This window comes from Methanoregula formicica SMSP, from assembly GCF_000327485.1.
Taxonomy (GTDB): Archaea; Halobacteriota; Methanomicrobia; order Methanomicrobiales; family Methanospirillaceae; genus Methanoregula; species Methanoregula formicica.
The window spans coordinates 1,869,717-1,884,625 of sequence record NC_019943.1; the positions used below are offsets into that span (position 1 = coordinate 1,869,717).

At 49.0% G+C, this 14,909-nt stretch carries 14 protein-coding genes; 10 read left to right on the top strand and 4 right to left on the bottom strand.

Annotated elements, in window-relative coordinates:
- The first annotated feature begins 78 nt into the window (after nt 1–78).
- The 5 genes from METFOR_RS09400 (at nt 79) to METFOR_RS15595 (ending at nt 3,635) form a co-directional block, all read left to right on the top strand.
- A complete protein-coding gene (locus tag METFOR_RS09400) occupies nt 79–873 on the top strand; it encodes a hypothetical protein (protein ID WP_015285895.1) in 795 nt (264 codons plus the stop codon).
- A 359-nt stretch (nt 874–1,232) separates the two neighbouring features.
- On the top strand, nt 1,233–1,796 hold the full coding sequence (locus tag METFOR_RS09405; protein ID WP_233504382.1) for a hypothetical protein: 564 nt from the start codon (nt 1,233–1,235) through the stop codon (nt 1,794–1,796).
- The gene (locus METFOR_RS09410; protein WP_015285897.1) at nt 1,796–2,659 is read left to right on the top strand and encodes a winged helix-turn-helix transcriptional regulator; all 864 of its coding nucleotides are present in this window, start codon (nt 1,796–1,798) and stop codon (nt 2,657–2,659) included. The genes METFOR_RS09405 and METFOR_RS09410 overlap by 1 nt, the downstream gene beginning before the upstream one ends.
- 240 nt (nt 2,660–2,899) lie before the next feature.
- A complete protein-coding gene (locus METFOR_RS09415) occupies nt 2,900–3,220 on the top strand; it encodes a HEPN domain-containing protein (RefSeq protein ID WP_015285898.1) in 321 nt (106 codons plus the stop codon).
- 91 nt (nt 3,221–3,311) lie between these two features.
- Nucleotides 3,312–3,635, top strand: a complete 324-nt coding sequence (locus tag METFOR_RS15595) for a nucleotidyltransferase domain-containing protein (RefSeq protein ID WP_015285899.1) — start codon at nt 3,312–3,314, stop codon at nt 3,633–3,635.
- A gap of 508 nt (nt 3,636–4,143) precedes the next feature.
- Here METFOR_RS15595 and METFOR_RS09425 read toward each other — a convergent pair.
- Nucleotides 4,144–5,148 (bottom strand): hypothetical protein, encoded by a 1,005-nt coding sequence (locus METFOR_RS09425; RefSeq protein ID WP_015285900.1) that lies wholly within the window; start codon nt 5,146–5,148, stop codon nt 4,144–4,146.
- Between the two features lie 143 nt (nt 5,149–5,291).
- Between METFOR_RS09425 and METFOR_RS09430 the strand changes: the two genes are divergently transcribed.
- Both METFOR_RS09430 and METFOR_RS09435 read left to right on the top strand, forming a co-directional pair.
- Nucleotides 5,292–7,049, top strand: coding sequence for a protein kinase domain-containing protein (locus METFOR_RS09430; protein WP_015285901.1), 1,758 nt, complete (start codon nt 5,292–5,294; stop codon nt 7,047–7,049).
- Nucleotides 7,050–7,097: 48 nt separating this feature from the next.
- Entirely contained in the window at nt 7,098–9,491 is a 2,394-nt protein-coding gene (locus METFOR_RS09435) for an AAA family ATPase (protein WP_015285902.1), read from the top strand.
- A gap of 1,086 nt (nt 9,492–10,577) precedes the next feature.
- Here the strand turns inward: METFOR_RS09435 and METFOR_RS09445 are convergent.
- Both METFOR_RS09445 and METFOR_RS09450 read right to left on the bottom strand, forming a co-directional pair.
- A complete protein-coding gene (locus METFOR_RS09445) occupies nt 10,578–10,793 on the bottom strand; it encodes a hypothetical protein (protein ID WP_015285904.1) in 216 nt (71 codons plus the stop codon).
- A 51-nt stretch (nt 10,794–10,844) separates the two neighbouring features.
- Nucleotides 10,845–11,753, bottom strand: coding sequence for a hypothetical protein (locus METFOR_RS09450; protein ID WP_015285905.1), 909 nt, complete (start codon nt 11,751–11,753; stop codon nt 10,845–10,847).
- A gap of 263 nt (nt 11,754–12,016) precedes the next feature.
- Between METFOR_RS09450 and METFOR_RS15375 the strand changes: the two genes are divergently transcribed.
- Complete coding sequence (locus METFOR_RS15375; RefSeq protein WP_148277654.1) at nt 12,017–12,241, top strand: hypothetical protein; 225 nt, start codon at nt 12,017–12,019, stop codon at nt 12,239–12,241.
- A gap of 330 nt (nt 12,242–12,571) precedes the next feature.
- Nucleotides 12,572–12,850: a hypothetical protein gene (locus METFOR_RS15380; RefSeq protein WP_148277655.1), complete on the top strand. Its 279-nt coding sequence runs from the start codon at nt 12,572–12,574 to the stop codon at nt 12,848–12,850.
- Between the two features lie 46 nt (nt 12,851–12,896).
- Here METFOR_RS15380 and METFOR_RS09455 read toward each other — a convergent pair whose 3' ends face one another.
- Nucleotides 12,897–14,039 (bottom strand): competence protein CoiA, encoded by a 1,143-nt coding sequence (locus tag METFOR_RS09455; protein ID WP_015285907.1) that lies wholly within the window; start codon nt 14,037–14,039, stop codon nt 12,897–12,899.
- Nucleotides 14,040–14,228: 189 nt separating this feature from the next.
- On the opposite strand from METFOR_RS09455, the gene METFOR_RS09460 reads away from it, so the two are divergent.
- Nucleotides 14,229–14,846 carry a hypothetical protein gene (locus METFOR_RS09460; protein WP_015285909.1) on the top strand — a complete coding sequence of 206 codons (618 nt, stop codon included), beginning with the start codon at nt 14,229–14,231 and terminating at the stop codon, nt 14,844–14,846.
- Nucleotides 14,847–14,909: the final 63 nt, after the last annotated feature.

The following is a 14,909-nucleotide window of genomic DNA, read 5'->3' on the forward strand; positions in this document are numbered from 1 at the left end:
TCCTCTCACGGGAATGCGGGACGCGATGAGCGATCGCCCCATGTTCACGGAAGAGCGGAAAACAGGAAGGAATGCTCTATGACACATACCAACAAGATAAAGCTCGTGGTAATTGCCGGCCTCCTGCTCCTGGTTTTGGCAGGGTCCGGCATTGCCAGCGCCTATTCCATCTCGGCACACGCTGATGAGAAGCAGCTTGAGATGATCAAGGAGATGTACGGAACGAAACTGACCTACGGGGAATTCTGGGGGAAAGTATTTCCTGATCAGCTTGCAGAAATGAAGAAGAATCTTCCCGAAGAGCAGTATATGGAATTCTCCAACATGGTTGTTTATTGGGGAGATGACCACCCCGAACTTCCTTATGGGGCATCTGTCTGGGACGAGAGGGGCCCGGTGAACCTCAGAGAGATAAGCTCCGAAGAGAAGCAGAAATTCGGACTCGAAGACCTGAAGACCGATCCGAGCGGTTATGTAATACAGGGTTCGGATTCTGAGAAGACAGCCATGCTGGACAAGCTCTGTACCCTGATAACTCAACGCACAGCGAAGGCCCCCATGGCCGTGATGGTATTGTCCGCCAATGCTCTCTGGAGATCCGGTTCTTCGATCACCCATGGGGGGAAAGGATCCGTTGGTGGAGGAGGATACGAGTCAACATTATTGTTAAGGACCGAGTTGTATGGCGACGGAGGCATGGTTGATTATAACCAGCAATACTGGGGAAGTGACGGAGATAACTGGCATACCATTGGAAGTCAATATAACAATCCCCAGAATGGTGTATTGTACCAGTCCAAACTCAAAGGCGAGTCAACAAACCCGACCACAAGCGGATACACATGGTCGACGGGACAATTGTGGCCATTTTGATCCAGCCCCGGGAGATCATGAGCTCCTGAAACAACCCCCCCATTTTTTCTTTTCTCTGCACTTCCGGCAATAACCGGTCAAATCAGATATTACATCTGGTAATGCTAAGCGTAGACGCTTTCGGAACAAAACGTATATAGAACAACATGAATATGGTTTTTATTACTCCATCAATTTAATAAAATACAACAACGCAGGGAGTCTTCTCATTGAAGGTAATATATCGTCAGGCTGCAAGAGTGTTTCTCTTCCTGTTAGCGATCAGCATCATGATCTCCGGTGCTGCCGCTGCCGGAGAAAAAAACGATCCGTCCCGCGATAAACAGTTAGACTTGATCCAACAACTGCACGGAACGAACATGACTGAGGGGGAATTCATGGCGATCGTGTATCCCGAAGAGCTTGAGACCCTGCGGCTTCAGTTGTCGAAAGAAGATTTCGATGTATTCAGCAACCAGATTGTCTACTGGGGTAGCGATAATCCGTCATTACCCTACGGCGCGGATATCTGGGAAGAAAGCGGCCCCCTTAACCTGAGTGCATTGAACAGGACCGAACGGGAGCGGTACGGTATCCAAAACGCCATTATCGGGGGGAACGGGTACAGGATAATGGAGTACCTGAAATGGCACGTCAGGGAAGGGGAGCCGGTGTCATTTCACAGGAACGTGCCCGAAGGTATCAGGAATATCACCTGCGACCTGAACTGGATCGATACGGAAAGTTCGTTGAAAATCATGATATTTGGTCCCGACGGCATGATGGGACCGTATTACGATTCCTCCGATGGAACAGAAGATGGCAGGATTTTTCTTCGGATTTTCCGGAATGGGGGTCTTACCGGTGGGGACTGGTATGCAGTCACGGAAGCAGAACACACCGCGTACGGGAAACCCCAGGCATTCAGGTTATTGTTTTATTGATGGGGGTGAAGAATCTGGCAGGAAATACAAGGACTCTCGCGTTCCTGGTGCTGGCATTTGTCCTGGTACTCCCGGTCATGGCGATCGAGACCGGGGGTTATGAAGTCCGCCCGGCATATAGCCTTTCACCGGACGATACTTCCCGGGATTTCATTCCCGCATCCTCCACCAGTCCATTCGCCGGTGAACCCGAACCTCAACCGATAGCATATTCGGATCTCCCTCTTGCAGTTCTCTTGGTCCTGGCAATTGCCGGGACCTGCACCCTCCAGGCATACCTGCTCAGACTATTTGTGCCGGGCAACCTGCCGTTGATCTCCGGACTCGTAAAATTACATCGAAAAGAACTCCTTGTCAATGCATCGAGAAATTTGATATATCGTACAATCCGGGAAAATCCTGGGATTAATCCATCAGAGATCGAAAGGATGACAAACCTGACCAACAAGAATGTCGCCTATCACCTCAACAAACTCCTGGATTACCATCTCATCGTTGATGTGAAATCCGCCAATGGCAAAGGATATTTCCGGAACTCCTCAACAGATTCGTCCAGCGAGAGAATGTTGCGCCTGCATTCAAAAAATCCGACCGAACGGATGATTATCGCAATTCTCTCATCTAACCCCGGAATTTCAAGAAAGGAGATTGGCAGTATCGCAGGTATTTCCGGGCCTTCCGTAAGCTGGCACATATCGAGACTTGAGAAAGACAACATTGTTGAAAAAATCCGTGAGGGAACCATCGTTCATCATTATATCAAAGAGGGTTTCAAAGGCTTGTCTGAGACTTTGACGGGTATTCAGCAAACGGGATCGGTTTACGAAGAATCCCTCAGGAGCTCTTTGAACCCCGTCGAATAGCGATTGAGGATTTTCCGACAATGGTCCATGGCGAAAGGGACAACGACTCCCGGTACCGGCTAACAGCTTATAACCGGAGGGGTCCCCGTCCCCCCCATCTCACAGCCCAAGCGATCCCAAGATCCGCCGCTGTAACTGTGCCATAGGGGGTTGGATCTCAACCTACGGCGGGAATGGGTACGCAAAGTTATTCACGTTCCCCGCTGCTTCAGTTATAAATACCGCCCGGAATCCAATACCATGACCGATGAGAACATGGTGATCGCCCGTAAATGGAGAAAACAGGCGATACACGATCTGGATATGGCCGAAAAGAATGTCGGTATCGGAGGATATGATGTCGCTGCCTTCCTCTCGCATCAGGCTGTGGAAAAACTCCTGAAAGGACTGATCGCGTACTCCGGCCGCCCTGTCCAGAAAACCCATTTCATCGATGAACTGGGCTGGTCACTCGGTTTTCCGGACGAGATCCTCGGATATCTCATGGATTTGTCCGGCGATTATCAGTTCTCGCGATACCCGGATATCAGCGACGATATCCCGTACGAACAGTATACCTAAGCAATTGCACGCCAGCGCGTCGAGACCGCACGGGAAGTCTTCGGCCATGTTGCCGACAGTATCAGGGAAATTTTCGGAGGGAGCTGCTGATATGACCAGTGATCGCGTCCTTGATTTGTTTTATACTGAAGCGGTACCGGTCATTCGGAGGGTTTTCTTTCCGGAAAAAGTCCTTGTCTTCGGTTCCCGGGTGAAAGGGACGGCGCTTGAGAATTCCGATATCGATGTGATCATCATCGCAGATTTCTTCCGCGATATCCCATTCGTTAACCGTGCTGCCCTCGTGATGAAATCCGTCCCGTTCAACCGACACGTGGATTATCTCTGTTACACGCCGGATGAGTTTGAGCGGACAAAGGACCGGTCCCTCATCTTAAGGGATGCCGCTGCATATGCAGTGAATGTAACCGGATAGGCATTGGGGAACGAAGTTGTAGCCAGACAGGAGCATTTTTGGCTGCAAAATCCGGAAAACTTCCGTGATCCGGATTATTGTTAAAAGATTCCAGCAACCGAATTCGGATCATAATTATTAACTCAGTGCGTGCACAATCCGCTCACCATACACTGCCCGCTCACCTGATCATTACATCGCGAATATTAGAGCGGCTGGCAACGGGAGTCTCTACCCGCATCAGGAGCCGGTAATGTGACCAGATCAATCCGCTACACACGGTGTAGCCAATTCTGGTACGGCATGTAGCCGGATTCTCCCCTCTCCACATGCCTGCCCGGCCAAGGGGGTACCTACCCCTTCCATTGTCCCAGCGCTAAAATGCCGGCACCCTCCCCCCACTCGCTCTAAGGGAGGGGGGTCCTTGAGTGTCCATCTTTCGCCCGATTCCTCCTGTAGTCCGGTTATACCCCAGATTCTTCCTCTACGCTTCAAAAAACACTGGTGAAAAAGGAGTATTCAGATGGAACTACATCTCGACAAAAGTTCCTTCAAAATGTGAGGGTGATTCATCAATACACGCTTTTAGGGCTGAACAAAAATCTGGATCATCGATTTTTCTGTGTCCCCAGATTAAGAGGGATTCTGCACTCTGAATTTTTTCTTGAAAAAAATCTACATTAGTGCTTCCGCCCGTATAATCAACAAGATAAATCCAGATCAACAGAAAATACATTTTTGACCCAAGAGGGCTTCCACCTTTTTCGAACCATATTTTATAAAATTTTTCAACGCCGCTGATTATCTCTTCTTTTACATTGAACACATTGAGTATTGTCCTGAATATCGGCATTGTACTTGTATTACTGCTCTCAATTCCAAAATACGAAAGCTTACAGCATGTACTGCCCATCTGGAATGCAAAACTGGTTGCAATACCAAATTTTTTTTCAAGACGTGATTCAAAAATCTTCGAATTCTGAAAACTGTTTTCTGGGATATAGAGATCATCTATCTCCAATTTTTTAGCGTGAAACAACCATTGCGTTTTCGTGTCAGGATCCATTATGTGCCCAAAACCAACACATAAGGCATGGATATATTGCTGATAGATCGGTTCTTTCACCATGTGAACATCATCGTGCATTATGCTTAGATCTTTTCTCGTCTTTTCGAGGTCTGCATTTGCCTTGTCAAGGGATTGCTGCAGCTGGACCTGCCGTGCCCGCTCTTCATTCACCTCTTTTTCGTGCAGCTCCCTCTCTCTCATTACTTCCAGTTCATGTTCTTCCTTGTCCCTCGCCTTGATAACCTCTTCAAGGACCATGGTGATCCCAAGCATGAACAGGCCGCCGCCAATGGCTTCACGATAGGGTATCGTTTCCGGGAAAAACAGGATAAGGGCCCCGATAACCGCAATGATGATCTCCCCGGCAATGATGTACCATTCGATGTGTTTTCGTGCGATTGCCCAGATGCTGTCCTTCTTTTTATGAGAAATACTGGTCAGTGACTGTACGGGTTCGTTGCTCATTGCATCAAGTCCTGGTATTTTTCATTCTGGTTTTTATTCCCGATAAAGGAATTGCCCGAACCTGTTACGGTACTATCATTTTTTCAATATTCATGGCGAATCGAAAATACAGGTGCGGAATCATATCGTAACCTCCAGATACCATGCCCCCTAACGACACTCCGTTCAGATCTGGCGACCCCATTGCAAAAGGATACACGGTCATCGATATCCTTGGCAGGGGTTCCGTGGGAACCGTATATCTGGCAGAGGATTTCTCGAAAAAATTTATTGTTGCGATAAAAGCCCTCAACCCCGGCCTTATCAGTTCAGAAAAAGCCCGGGAGCTGTTCCTGCGGGAGGCCAGGATCTGGTTATCCATTGAATCCCATCCAAACATCGTCCACCCCTTCGGCATTGTCAGGGATGGTGATAATCTCTTCATCATCATGGAATACATCGCCCCGAAAATGCGTGGTGAGAGCAGTCTTGCAGGGTATCTCAGTACAACGAGGAAACTGCCCGTGTGCCGTATCCTCACGTGGACAAACCAGTTTTGTGAAGGGATGAAACACGCGTACCGCGAAGGAATCAGGGCCCACCGCGATATCAAACCCCAGAATATTATGATCACCCGGAACGGGTTTCTTAAGATTACCGATTTCGGTATCGCATCGGTTCATCCCAATCCCATGCCCGAGGAGGACTCTGAAAATCCCATCCCCTCGTGTGTCCGCAATCATGATGCCCTGACCTCCGCAGTTGGCACCTATCTCTATATGTCCCCGGAACATTACCGGAATCCCGACCTGTGCGATGAACAAAGCGACATCTACAGTTTCGGGATCGTCCTTTACCAGATGGTATCCGGAGGGTCGCTGCCGTTCCTTGCTACGCTGCCCTCTGACAGGTCCCGTGAGGAACGAGACCGGTTTATTTCAGACATGAAGAGGCTTCATGGTGAAGCCCTGCCCCCGATGACGGGCTCTCCCCTCGACAACATCATCCAGACCTGTCTTGCCAAGGATCCAAGTGAGCGATATGGATCTTTTGAAGATCTTCAGAAGGATCTGAACGACCAGATCATCATTCATAATTGTCCCCCGCCGGAAACGGATGAACCGTGGACGGTCCAGCGGCCGGAAAAAGACTTTGTCCGGGGCCTTATCTACTTCCGGCATTCCCGTTTTGAGGAAGCCGTTTCAGCATTTGATGAAGCGGAGGAAGCCGGTTATTATTCGCCGGAGCTTGTCGCAGCAAAAGCGGATTGTCTTGCAAGCCTGGGACTGGTGGACAAAGCCCTCTGGTATTACAAAAACAAACTTCACGAAAGAGACCAGGACCCCCGCCTCCTCTATGGCAGGGGGATGCTGCTGGCAAAACTGGGAAGGCATGATGAAGCGCTGAAAAGCCTCGTGCCCGGCATGGCCAATCTCTATACGGACCCCGAATTTAGAGAAATGTACTGGGAAGCCTTCGTGCAAATGGCTGAGGATCCCGTTGTCCGCCCGGTCTATGCACACCTGCTTGATACGCCATTTGAAGAGATACTGAAAACATTCTTCCCTTCTGTCCTTCCTGATCGGGATTCATCCGGTGGACGGCGGACTGGTGAAAGACCGAAAGGGATGTCGTTGGATACGGGCAGCCCCGATCTCCCGGAAGGATCAGCGGCATGGGATCACTATGCATCGATGCAGCGGGGAGAAAACGATGGAATCCCTGAATCTGCCCTGACTCCCAATCCCCCCCAATCTTCACTGGAAACTCCGGATACGAAGCGTTCCTCCTCATCTGTCATTGACAGGATATACAAAAAAACCATGAGATATCTCCGGCCATACCGGCATTTCCCTCCCCCTGATGACTCAAAAGCAATCTCTCGTTCCCGGCTCTTCAGGCGGAACCGTGGACATAAGTGATGGAGAAAACCCCAATCTATTAATGGATTTTTTTCCAATGGTGATATCATGAAAGAACTCTCCGGGGGAGCAACAGTTGTCGATATTACGGCGTTTGACAGAGCACAAAAAAGGGGCATGACAGTACCTTCACCGGAGCTTCTGCTTGCTACGATACTCTCCCTTGAAGATATCCCCCATCTCCCTTTCTATAAAGAGGTCAATGCTGAACTTTTTGCCATGGAACGGGCATTCCAGGAGGCTGACCTAATCCTCCAGATTTTTCGTGATTCACTCCTGCAATTTATGGAACGGGAAGAACAAAAAAAAACAGAGAGCGAAGATGATACCGTCCAGAAGAACGATCCCCGCTTCAAGGCGATTCTTGAATCGGCCGACGAGCTCGCCACGGGAAAGAAGATCACGTGTCTCGACCTTATGGCGGCAATCTTCCTGGACCCGACCCCGCTCATAAAAGACGTTGTTGAGTTCTACCATTATTCACCGTTTGATCTTGCTTCTTTCTGCCGGCTGTACAAGGTCGGCCCGCCAATGGAAAAACGGCAGTATCCCACAAAAACCGAAGAACCCGTTGACGATGAGAAATTCTTCAATGAATACCAGCCGAAGCAGGGTTCAACCAGAATACTGGAGCGGTATGGCAGGGACCTGACAGCGCTGGCTGCTGCAAAAAAACTGGATCCGCTCATCGGCAGGCGGGATATTCTCCTCCAGGTGATCCAGACCCTGGGCAGGGAAAACAAGAATAATCCCATCCTTGTCGGGGAACCGGGGGTCGGGAAGACGGCGATTGTTGAAGGTCTTGCAATCCGGGTTGCAGATGGCAAAGATCCTCAGGTTCTTGCCGGAAAACGGATCTTCCAGGTAAATATCTCTTCCCTTCTGGCCGGGTGCGTATACCGGGGGCAGTTCGAACAAAAACTCGAAAAACTGATAGAAGAGGCACGATTAAATCCGGGTGTTATTTTGTTTTTCGATGAACTCCACACCATGATTGGTGCGGGAAGGGCTGAAGGAGTCATGCTCGATGCAGCTAACATTCTCAAGCCGGCACTCTCCAGGGGAGACATCCGGATTATCGGTGCAACCACATTCACCGAATATAACCAGTACGTCGAGTCGGACGAAGCATTCTCCCGGAGGTTTGAAAAGATCCTTGTTCCCGAGCCCGGCAGGGAAGATACCATCGGGATCCTCAGGGGACTCCGGGCAAATCTTGAGAAACACCATGGCATTCCCATCAGCGACGCAGCGCTCCAGGCTGCTGTGGATATGTCGGAACAATTCGACAAGAACCACCAGCTCCCGGACAAGGCAATCGACCTCATCGACAAAGCGGCTGTCAGAGTACGAGTACCTGTACTAAGCGGGAGTACTTCCGGCACGGGCCCGGTAACGGGGGAGACGATAGCGGAAGTCCTGGCGGAAAAGACCGGTATCCCCCTCTCCCTGATCACCGGTTTTTCCAGAGGGCAACAGCACGAGAAGATCCTTGACCTTGAAAAATTCCTCAAGGCCCGGGTAGTTGGCCAGGATGCCGCCGTGGAGACGCTATGCCGGAGACTGAAGATTGCCTATGCCGGTCTCCTTCCCCGGGAACGGCCGGTGGGCGTCTTCCTCTTTATGGGCCCAAGTGGCGTCGGAAAAACAGAAATGGCGAAAGCCGTTGCCGAGTATTTATTTGACAGTGACGCTTCCTTTATCCGGTTTGACATGTCCGAGTTCATGGAAAAAGAGAGCATTGCGAGGCTTATCGGGGCGCCACCCGGATATATAGGAACCGAGGCCGGAGGGGTGCTCGTAGATGCTCTCCGGAACCATCCCTTCTGCGTTGTCCTGTTAGACGAGATTGAAAAAGCCCACCCACAGGTCTTGGATCTCTTTCTCCAGCTCTTTGGCGAAGGCCATATTACAGATTCACGGAGACAAACCGCAGATGCGACCAATGCCATTATCATTATGACATCCAATATCCAGGTCAATCCGCTTCTTCTCCTGTCGGGATCCATGACAACACCACACTCTAATAGGGATGAGAGTTCTCAAGGATCGACTCCTTCCGACAAACGCAGGACACCAGATGCCCCGTCCTTCTTCCGGACAGAATTTTTAAACCGGATTGATGAGATCATCGTCTTCAACGATCTCAATAAAAAAGATCTATCGAGAATTCTTGAGCAGGTCCTGAATGAGCTGGTTACGCGGGTGACAAAAAAACAGAATGTCCGGCTTGTGATTGACGACGAGGTTTTCCGTTTTCTTCTGGTCACCGGGTACAGCGAAGAGTTTGGTGTGCGGGAGCTGCAGCGGATAGCCGAACGATATATTCTTGCACCACTCAGCGACATGATCCTCACGGGAAGGATCCAGGATGCTCCCGTCTGGGAAGTCAGGTATACGAACGGTCAGATCGTTATTGTTCCTGGCGCGGATTCAAATTAGCGAAAATTATTTACCTCTAATTTCGTTGCAGAACATTCGTTGAATAATACCCGGTATCAGCCTGCAAGGAAAAACACGGCACGGGAATATTCCCACCCGTCAAGGCCGTCTCCAACCCGCGGGTTTCTTCGTAAAGCCTTTGAATAATGTGTACTAGATTCGAGCCTCAATTCCTCCCCATTCCCCAATCCGGCCCAGCAAATCCCCCCGTTCCGACTTCCCCTCACAGAGCCATTCCTTCAAGCGATCCCAGCCTTTCCCGTGCTGGAACCCGTCTGAGGGCAAAATCGGCCGCTGGAAAGCGCCTAAAGAGACATGTTTTCAAGCGAGAATCAAACCGTATTCAGCAAATAGCGCACAGTATAACCTCTTCCCAAAAATAAGGACATGCAAAATCGCGAATAAGACATGTAAAACCTGCCGGATGGAAGAATCCGGGGCCGTAGCGGGCCCGGATTAAACACCCCCACGGAGAATCCACCGGACGACCTTGTCCCCGACACCCCCCTAGATTACCCTGCCCCCCTTCGCAATCCTTCGCGCTAATTGTCCCATATTGTCCCGTGCTCCGGAGTCATTCCACCGTCGTAAAATAGACCGAAATCTCAGGAAAATTCGCGAAACGGTCACGCTTTTTAGCGAAACTATCACAAATTTTCTGATTTTGAGGGGAAACGGAGCCCGTTTCGGGCCCGGATTCCTCCCTCCGTCGTACCCTGTAGGAACACCTATTAGGAACGAGGTACCTCATTGATAGTATCCCGGTCAGGGAATAATCGCATTCATGTTTTTTTATTGAGATGTTGCTCGATTTTTTCGAGATTCAGGCGGATCGATGACAAAGTCTCGATCAGATAATCGGCGATCAGGAACAGGATAAAAAATGCAATAATGCTACAGGTCATCACCCACTGAAATGAGATTGCCCCGTAGATTACGAGGATTCCGCAGACGATCGTGAAAATGATCAAGTGATTTTTCTTCATAGTGTTAGATCCCGTTTTGCAATCTATTCTTCTCAACATCCAGTGAATTCAATCGAATCCTGATTTTCAGAATCGATTGCCGGATGGACTCAAGGTTGACCTAATCTTTTACTGAGGGGGCTTGCAGATTCTTCATCGCTTCAAGATACCGGTCCTGCCGAATATCAAGCCACTCCTTTACAGAGTCAAGAGTATTATCGGTAAATATCATGAGTGTGATCACCGCCCACAAGATCCAGTAGTTGGTCATCATACTATAGAATGTGATTAGCACAAATGCTAGAAGCGAGAGATACTTTTTAGCCTGTCTATCCATAATACATTCTCCTGAAGAATATTTGCAAAATTATTATAAAAAATATTTGGATTATCCTGTGCATCCATCACCGTTTCCAGACATCCAGGTACTTTGGCTTCCACCCTGCCATGGATTTAGATTCATCCATGCATTTTCGCCAACCCAATTATCCATCTGAGCCCTTGCAAATGCCGCTCCTGTTTTAAGATGAGCATTTACCTGTCCGGCAGTTGACCCCGTGCCTGAACCAGCATGAGTAAACGAACACATCGTGTAGGGGAAACTCACATAATACGATGATTGATCAATGATTGAAGAAATGCTGATACCATAATCCACATAGAATTTTCCCGTTACTGTGAGACTGGCCCTGATTTCCCCAAAATAATTTTTATACTCATCAGTTCGTGTTTTAGTAACCTGATAAATTGTCTTGACCGCCGATGAAGATTCAGGAGACGCGATTGAGATAGAATACAGTTGTGTAAGAATATTTGTAGTAACTGAGTCCCCAAGTGTTTTTTGCTGGAGCGATGCCGGTTTTGCAGGCCCGGATTCTTTCATTTCTCCTAACAATTTGGGAACAATTTTCGTTGTTTTTACCTTATTTCCATCGTAAGAAAGGGCAAGAACAGAATCACCGCTATCAATGAGAAGAACCTGAGATGATCCAAAATCGTATAATCCTATCACCGATTTTGCTTCATTCGTAACTTTTCCGATTGCCATTATTCTCTCGACAATCTCCTTCGATTCATCATACCGCTTCAGTGGAATCGAATTTTTCTCGATTTCCGGTCTTTGTAATCCCATTTTATCAAACAGGTTGATATCACCATTTGAAACAGGATTGATTAGATCCAGATATGTATTTCCTGCAGCGTCAGGATTACCATCTCCCGCACTCACCATCGGTACCATCGCCATCGCCGCCAGTAAAAGTGCAAGCAGGACGACCCATGTTTTAGGAATGTTCATTTTTCATCAACTCCATTTTCTTATGCTCCACTTGCCGGCACTGAAGATTGTCTTCAGAGAATCAGAAGCCACTCTTCACGTACCGTCGGATAGATCCGGGTCCGGCCACACTTCGATCCAAGGCGGGCCCGTCCTCAGGTTCCGGGACAACCCCCGGCTGTCCACGGGTTCAAATTATATTTTATTATAAATACGATTTGTCGGCCAAAACTTAACACGTTCGGACACATGCATACAGGAAATGAGGTTTCTTATCCGCTGCAATGAAAGAATCTGAAAAAATACAACCCGGAGAGAGAAAGGATGTGATACCATGGTTTCTCCCCGGATCTGTGGATATTGAAACAATAACCGTCATTCCGATACTCGCATTTTTTCACGGATTACAGTACACAGATTTGAAAATACGTTCCATACGCGGACATTCAGACAATCCGGCCCCATTTTTGCCCTTAAAAACGTTAAAATATTGCCTTTCTGTTGGATGATCGCCTATTTTGTCGAACCGGGGGAAGTCCGGAGCAAACCATGGGGGGTTTTGGCCGACCCCTGGGTGCGAATCTCGGTCGATACACGTTCGTTCTCTATCGATAAACTCGATCGGGAAAAGGTAGATTTCCCACATCCCCCCACCTCTTGCCCGATCCCTTCCGCAATCGGCTGCTGTAACTGTGCCGTACCCGCCTGTTTTTCTCCGGTGTCCGACAGGTCTTAAGACCTGGAGGAGAAGAAGATTCCAAGGGAATCTTCGACAGGAAAGTGAGGGGAAACGGGGGGTTAATGGCTGCTTTTTCGCGAAATGTCGAACGTTTTCAAACGTGAGACACGAGAAGACGAAGTCTTCGAGATTCGAGAGGTTATCAAACCTCGAGACGGAGAAGACGAAGTCTTCGAGATTCGAGAGGTTATCAAACCTCGAGACGGAGAAGACGAAGTCTTCGAGATTCGAGAGGTTATCAAACCTCGAGACGGAGAAGACGAAGTCTTCGAGATTCGAGAGGTTATCAAACCTCGAGACGGAGAAGACGAAGTCTTCGAGTCCTGGTTGCCGGGAATGGAAAAGAGGGGAATCCGGCCCCCATACGTGCCCGGATTAAACACCCCCACGGAGAATCCACCGGACGACCTTGTCCTCGACACCCCTCACTTCCCCCGTGCCGCTATCTCCCGGTCAAGGTTGTTAAGGGCCTCATCAAACGAATGTTCCCATTGCGAGAATTTCCGGACACACTCATCCAGTTTTTTGATCTTCGCTTCCGATTCAAGCCGGAAAACCGGGTATGATGTACTATGCCCCGTGAGTTTTTTCCAGGAGAACAGACCATAACTTTCAGACATAATCGTTTCATATTCCCGCTTGAACCAGTCGGTTTCAAAAGAAATTTCCCGGAATTTTTGTTGCACGACACTATCGTTCCTCAACCGGTCCGTTCCAGCGATTTTCCGGTAATACTTCCTGACCTTTTCCTGATAGGTTTCATCACGGATAATCTTCTGATAAAAATCCCGTAACCGGAGCAGCGCAGGAGAGGCCTGGGATCTCAATGCATGCTTCCGTTGAAAGATCGCGGCGCTTTCCAAGAGATAGTTCCGGTAGTTTCCTTTCAGGACTTCCCGCACCCAGACTGCAAGCGGAATTTCCGGATTATTGGTGGAAAAGAGCGTCTGCTTTTTTGCACGGAGCCCGACCGTCCGGATATTCTTGGCAATGAAAAGGTGGTTCTCGGTCCCGGTGAAAAAGAATGAGCGATCGATATACGGGATTCGCTCCTTGTGCCGGTCATCATCAGGGTAAATGTGGCTGTCATACCAGGATTCGAATTCTTTTGCCCGGTCAAGGTAGTTGTCTAAAAGCCAGTACGACTCAATTCCTTCATCCTGGTATTTCATATCGCGGGATAGCAGGTCTGATGAGGGGATGGGACTCAACTGGATTTCAAAAACGATCTTCCTTCCATCCTTCTGTGCAAAAACATCACAAATCCATGTACGATCTGCTGAAGGGAATTCTACCGAGGTCTCCCATTGCCCGGCCTGACAAATCCTGTAGATGAGATATTTGATCTCCAGGTGTTCTTTTGATTCGTTGTCATGGGGACATCCGGTATCAGCCGCATGGTAAAAATGCTGAGTTCCTTTTGTTGTCCGTAAATGCCCCGGGGCACCACAACAGCACATCCTGACCGGGAGCCCGTTTTTATGCCGGGCCTTCAGCTCTGCCCATTCGACTTTTGAGAGATCTGGCCCGATTATTGTTTCCCCGTCAATAATCGCTTTCAAGGGCATATGATCCAGATTTGTTTTCCACCCTATAACGATATTTTTCCCGGTTCTCTCCCTTTCGTGAGCCGGGAATACGCTCCTCTCCTTTACGAGAAAAACCCTGACGGGAAATATATCCAGGTCATTTTTTCACCCGTAAAAACAACCGGAACCATGCATACCTTCATCGTTTCGGGCGGGCATTAATATCCCATGACAAACGATTACCTCAAAACCGTAATACTGTTCTTGGCTGTCTTTTTCCTTCTCGCTGTCGCCGGGTGCACATCCCCGGCCCCGTCATCTCCGGTACCGGCATCATCTCCGGTTCCCACCCCCGGCCTTTCAACGGTTTCACCGGCAGAAATGGCTTTGCAGCCGGCGGATCTTCCGGGGAATTTCACCCTGCTGGCAAAAGGCGAAAGGAATATTTCTGATATGCGTTCCTGGGCAGTCGAACACGGCTGGAAACGCGGGTATTTTACCGGCTATATGAAAACCGGAGGGAATGTGTCAGAGGGACCTTTCTTTGAACAGGTCATCTCTGTGTACTCTACTGAAAATATCACGCTCATCGTCGAGGATACGATAAACACCTGGAAATCCATGCCGGCTGAAGACAGCAATGTTACTGTTGAAGAGATTTCCCTCCCAACCATCGGGGATTACAGCCGTTCGACGAAAGCCTCCGACCGGAGCGATAATACCCGGATGTACGTGATTGCCTTTGTGAAAGACGACGTGTACGAGCAGTTCCAGACAGACGGGAACGAAACAGATTTCGAGATACTCCGGCAGATGGCGGTTACTGCAGCTGCAAAGATCCGGTAATTTTTCTTTTTTTCCCGACCGTGACCAGGGTGACGGCGGATGTTCATTGAACGTTGTTTACGG

Bases quoted from the DNA above. Each gene is read 5' to 3' on its own strand.
- METFOR_RS15595 (WP_015285899.1), top strand. From the start codon at position 3,312: ATGACCAGTGATCGCGTCCTTGATTTGTTTTATACTGAAGCGGTACCG.
- METFOR_RS09430 (WP_015285901.1), top strand. From the start codon at position 5,292: ATGCCCCCTAACGACACTCCGTTCAGATCTGGCGACCCCATTGCAAAA.
- METFOR_RS09415 (WP_015285898.1), top strand. From the start codon at position 2,900: ATGACCGATGAGAACATGGTGATCGCCCGTAAATGGAGAAAACAGGCG.
- METFOR_RS09450 (WP_015285905.1), bottom strand. From the start codon at position 11,753: ATGAACATTCCTAAAACATGGGTCGTCCTGCTTGCACTTTTACTGGCG.
- METFOR_RS09435 (WP_015285902.1), top strand. From the start codon at position 7,098: ATGAAAGAACTCTCCGGGGGAGCAACAGTTGTCGATATTACGGCGTTT.
- METFOR_RS09425 (WP_015285900.1), bottom strand. From the start codon at position 5,148: ATGAGCAACGAACCCGTACAGTCACTGACCAGTATTTCTCATAAAAAG.
- METFOR_RS09410 (WP_015285897.1), top strand. From the start codon at position 1,796: ATGGGGGTGAAGAATCTGGCAGGAAATACAAGGACTCTCGCGTTCCTG.
- METFOR_RS09405 (WP_233504382.1), top strand. From the start codon at position 1,233: ATGACTGAGGGGGAATTCATGGCGATCGTGTATCCCGAAGAGCTTGAG.
- METFOR_RS09460 (WP_015285909.1), top strand. From the start codon at position 14,229: ATGACAAACGATTACCTCAAAACCGTAATACTGTTCTTGGCTGTCTTT.
- METFOR_RS09400 (WP_015285895.1), top strand. From the start codon at position 79: ATGACACATACCAACAAGATAAAGCTCGTGGTAATTGCCGGCCTCCTG.
- METFOR_RS15375 (WP_148277654.1), top strand. From the start codon at position 12,017: ATGAAAGAATCTGAAAAAATACAACCCGGAGAGAGAAAGGATGTGATA.
- METFOR_RS09445 (WP_015285904.1), bottom strand. From the start codon at position 10,793: ATGGATAGACAGGCTAAAAAGTATCTCTCGCTTCTAGCATTTGTGCTA.
- METFOR_RS09455 (WP_015285907.1), bottom strand. From the start codon at position 14,039: ATGCCCTTGAAAGCGATTATTGACGGGGAAACAATAATCGGGCCAGAT.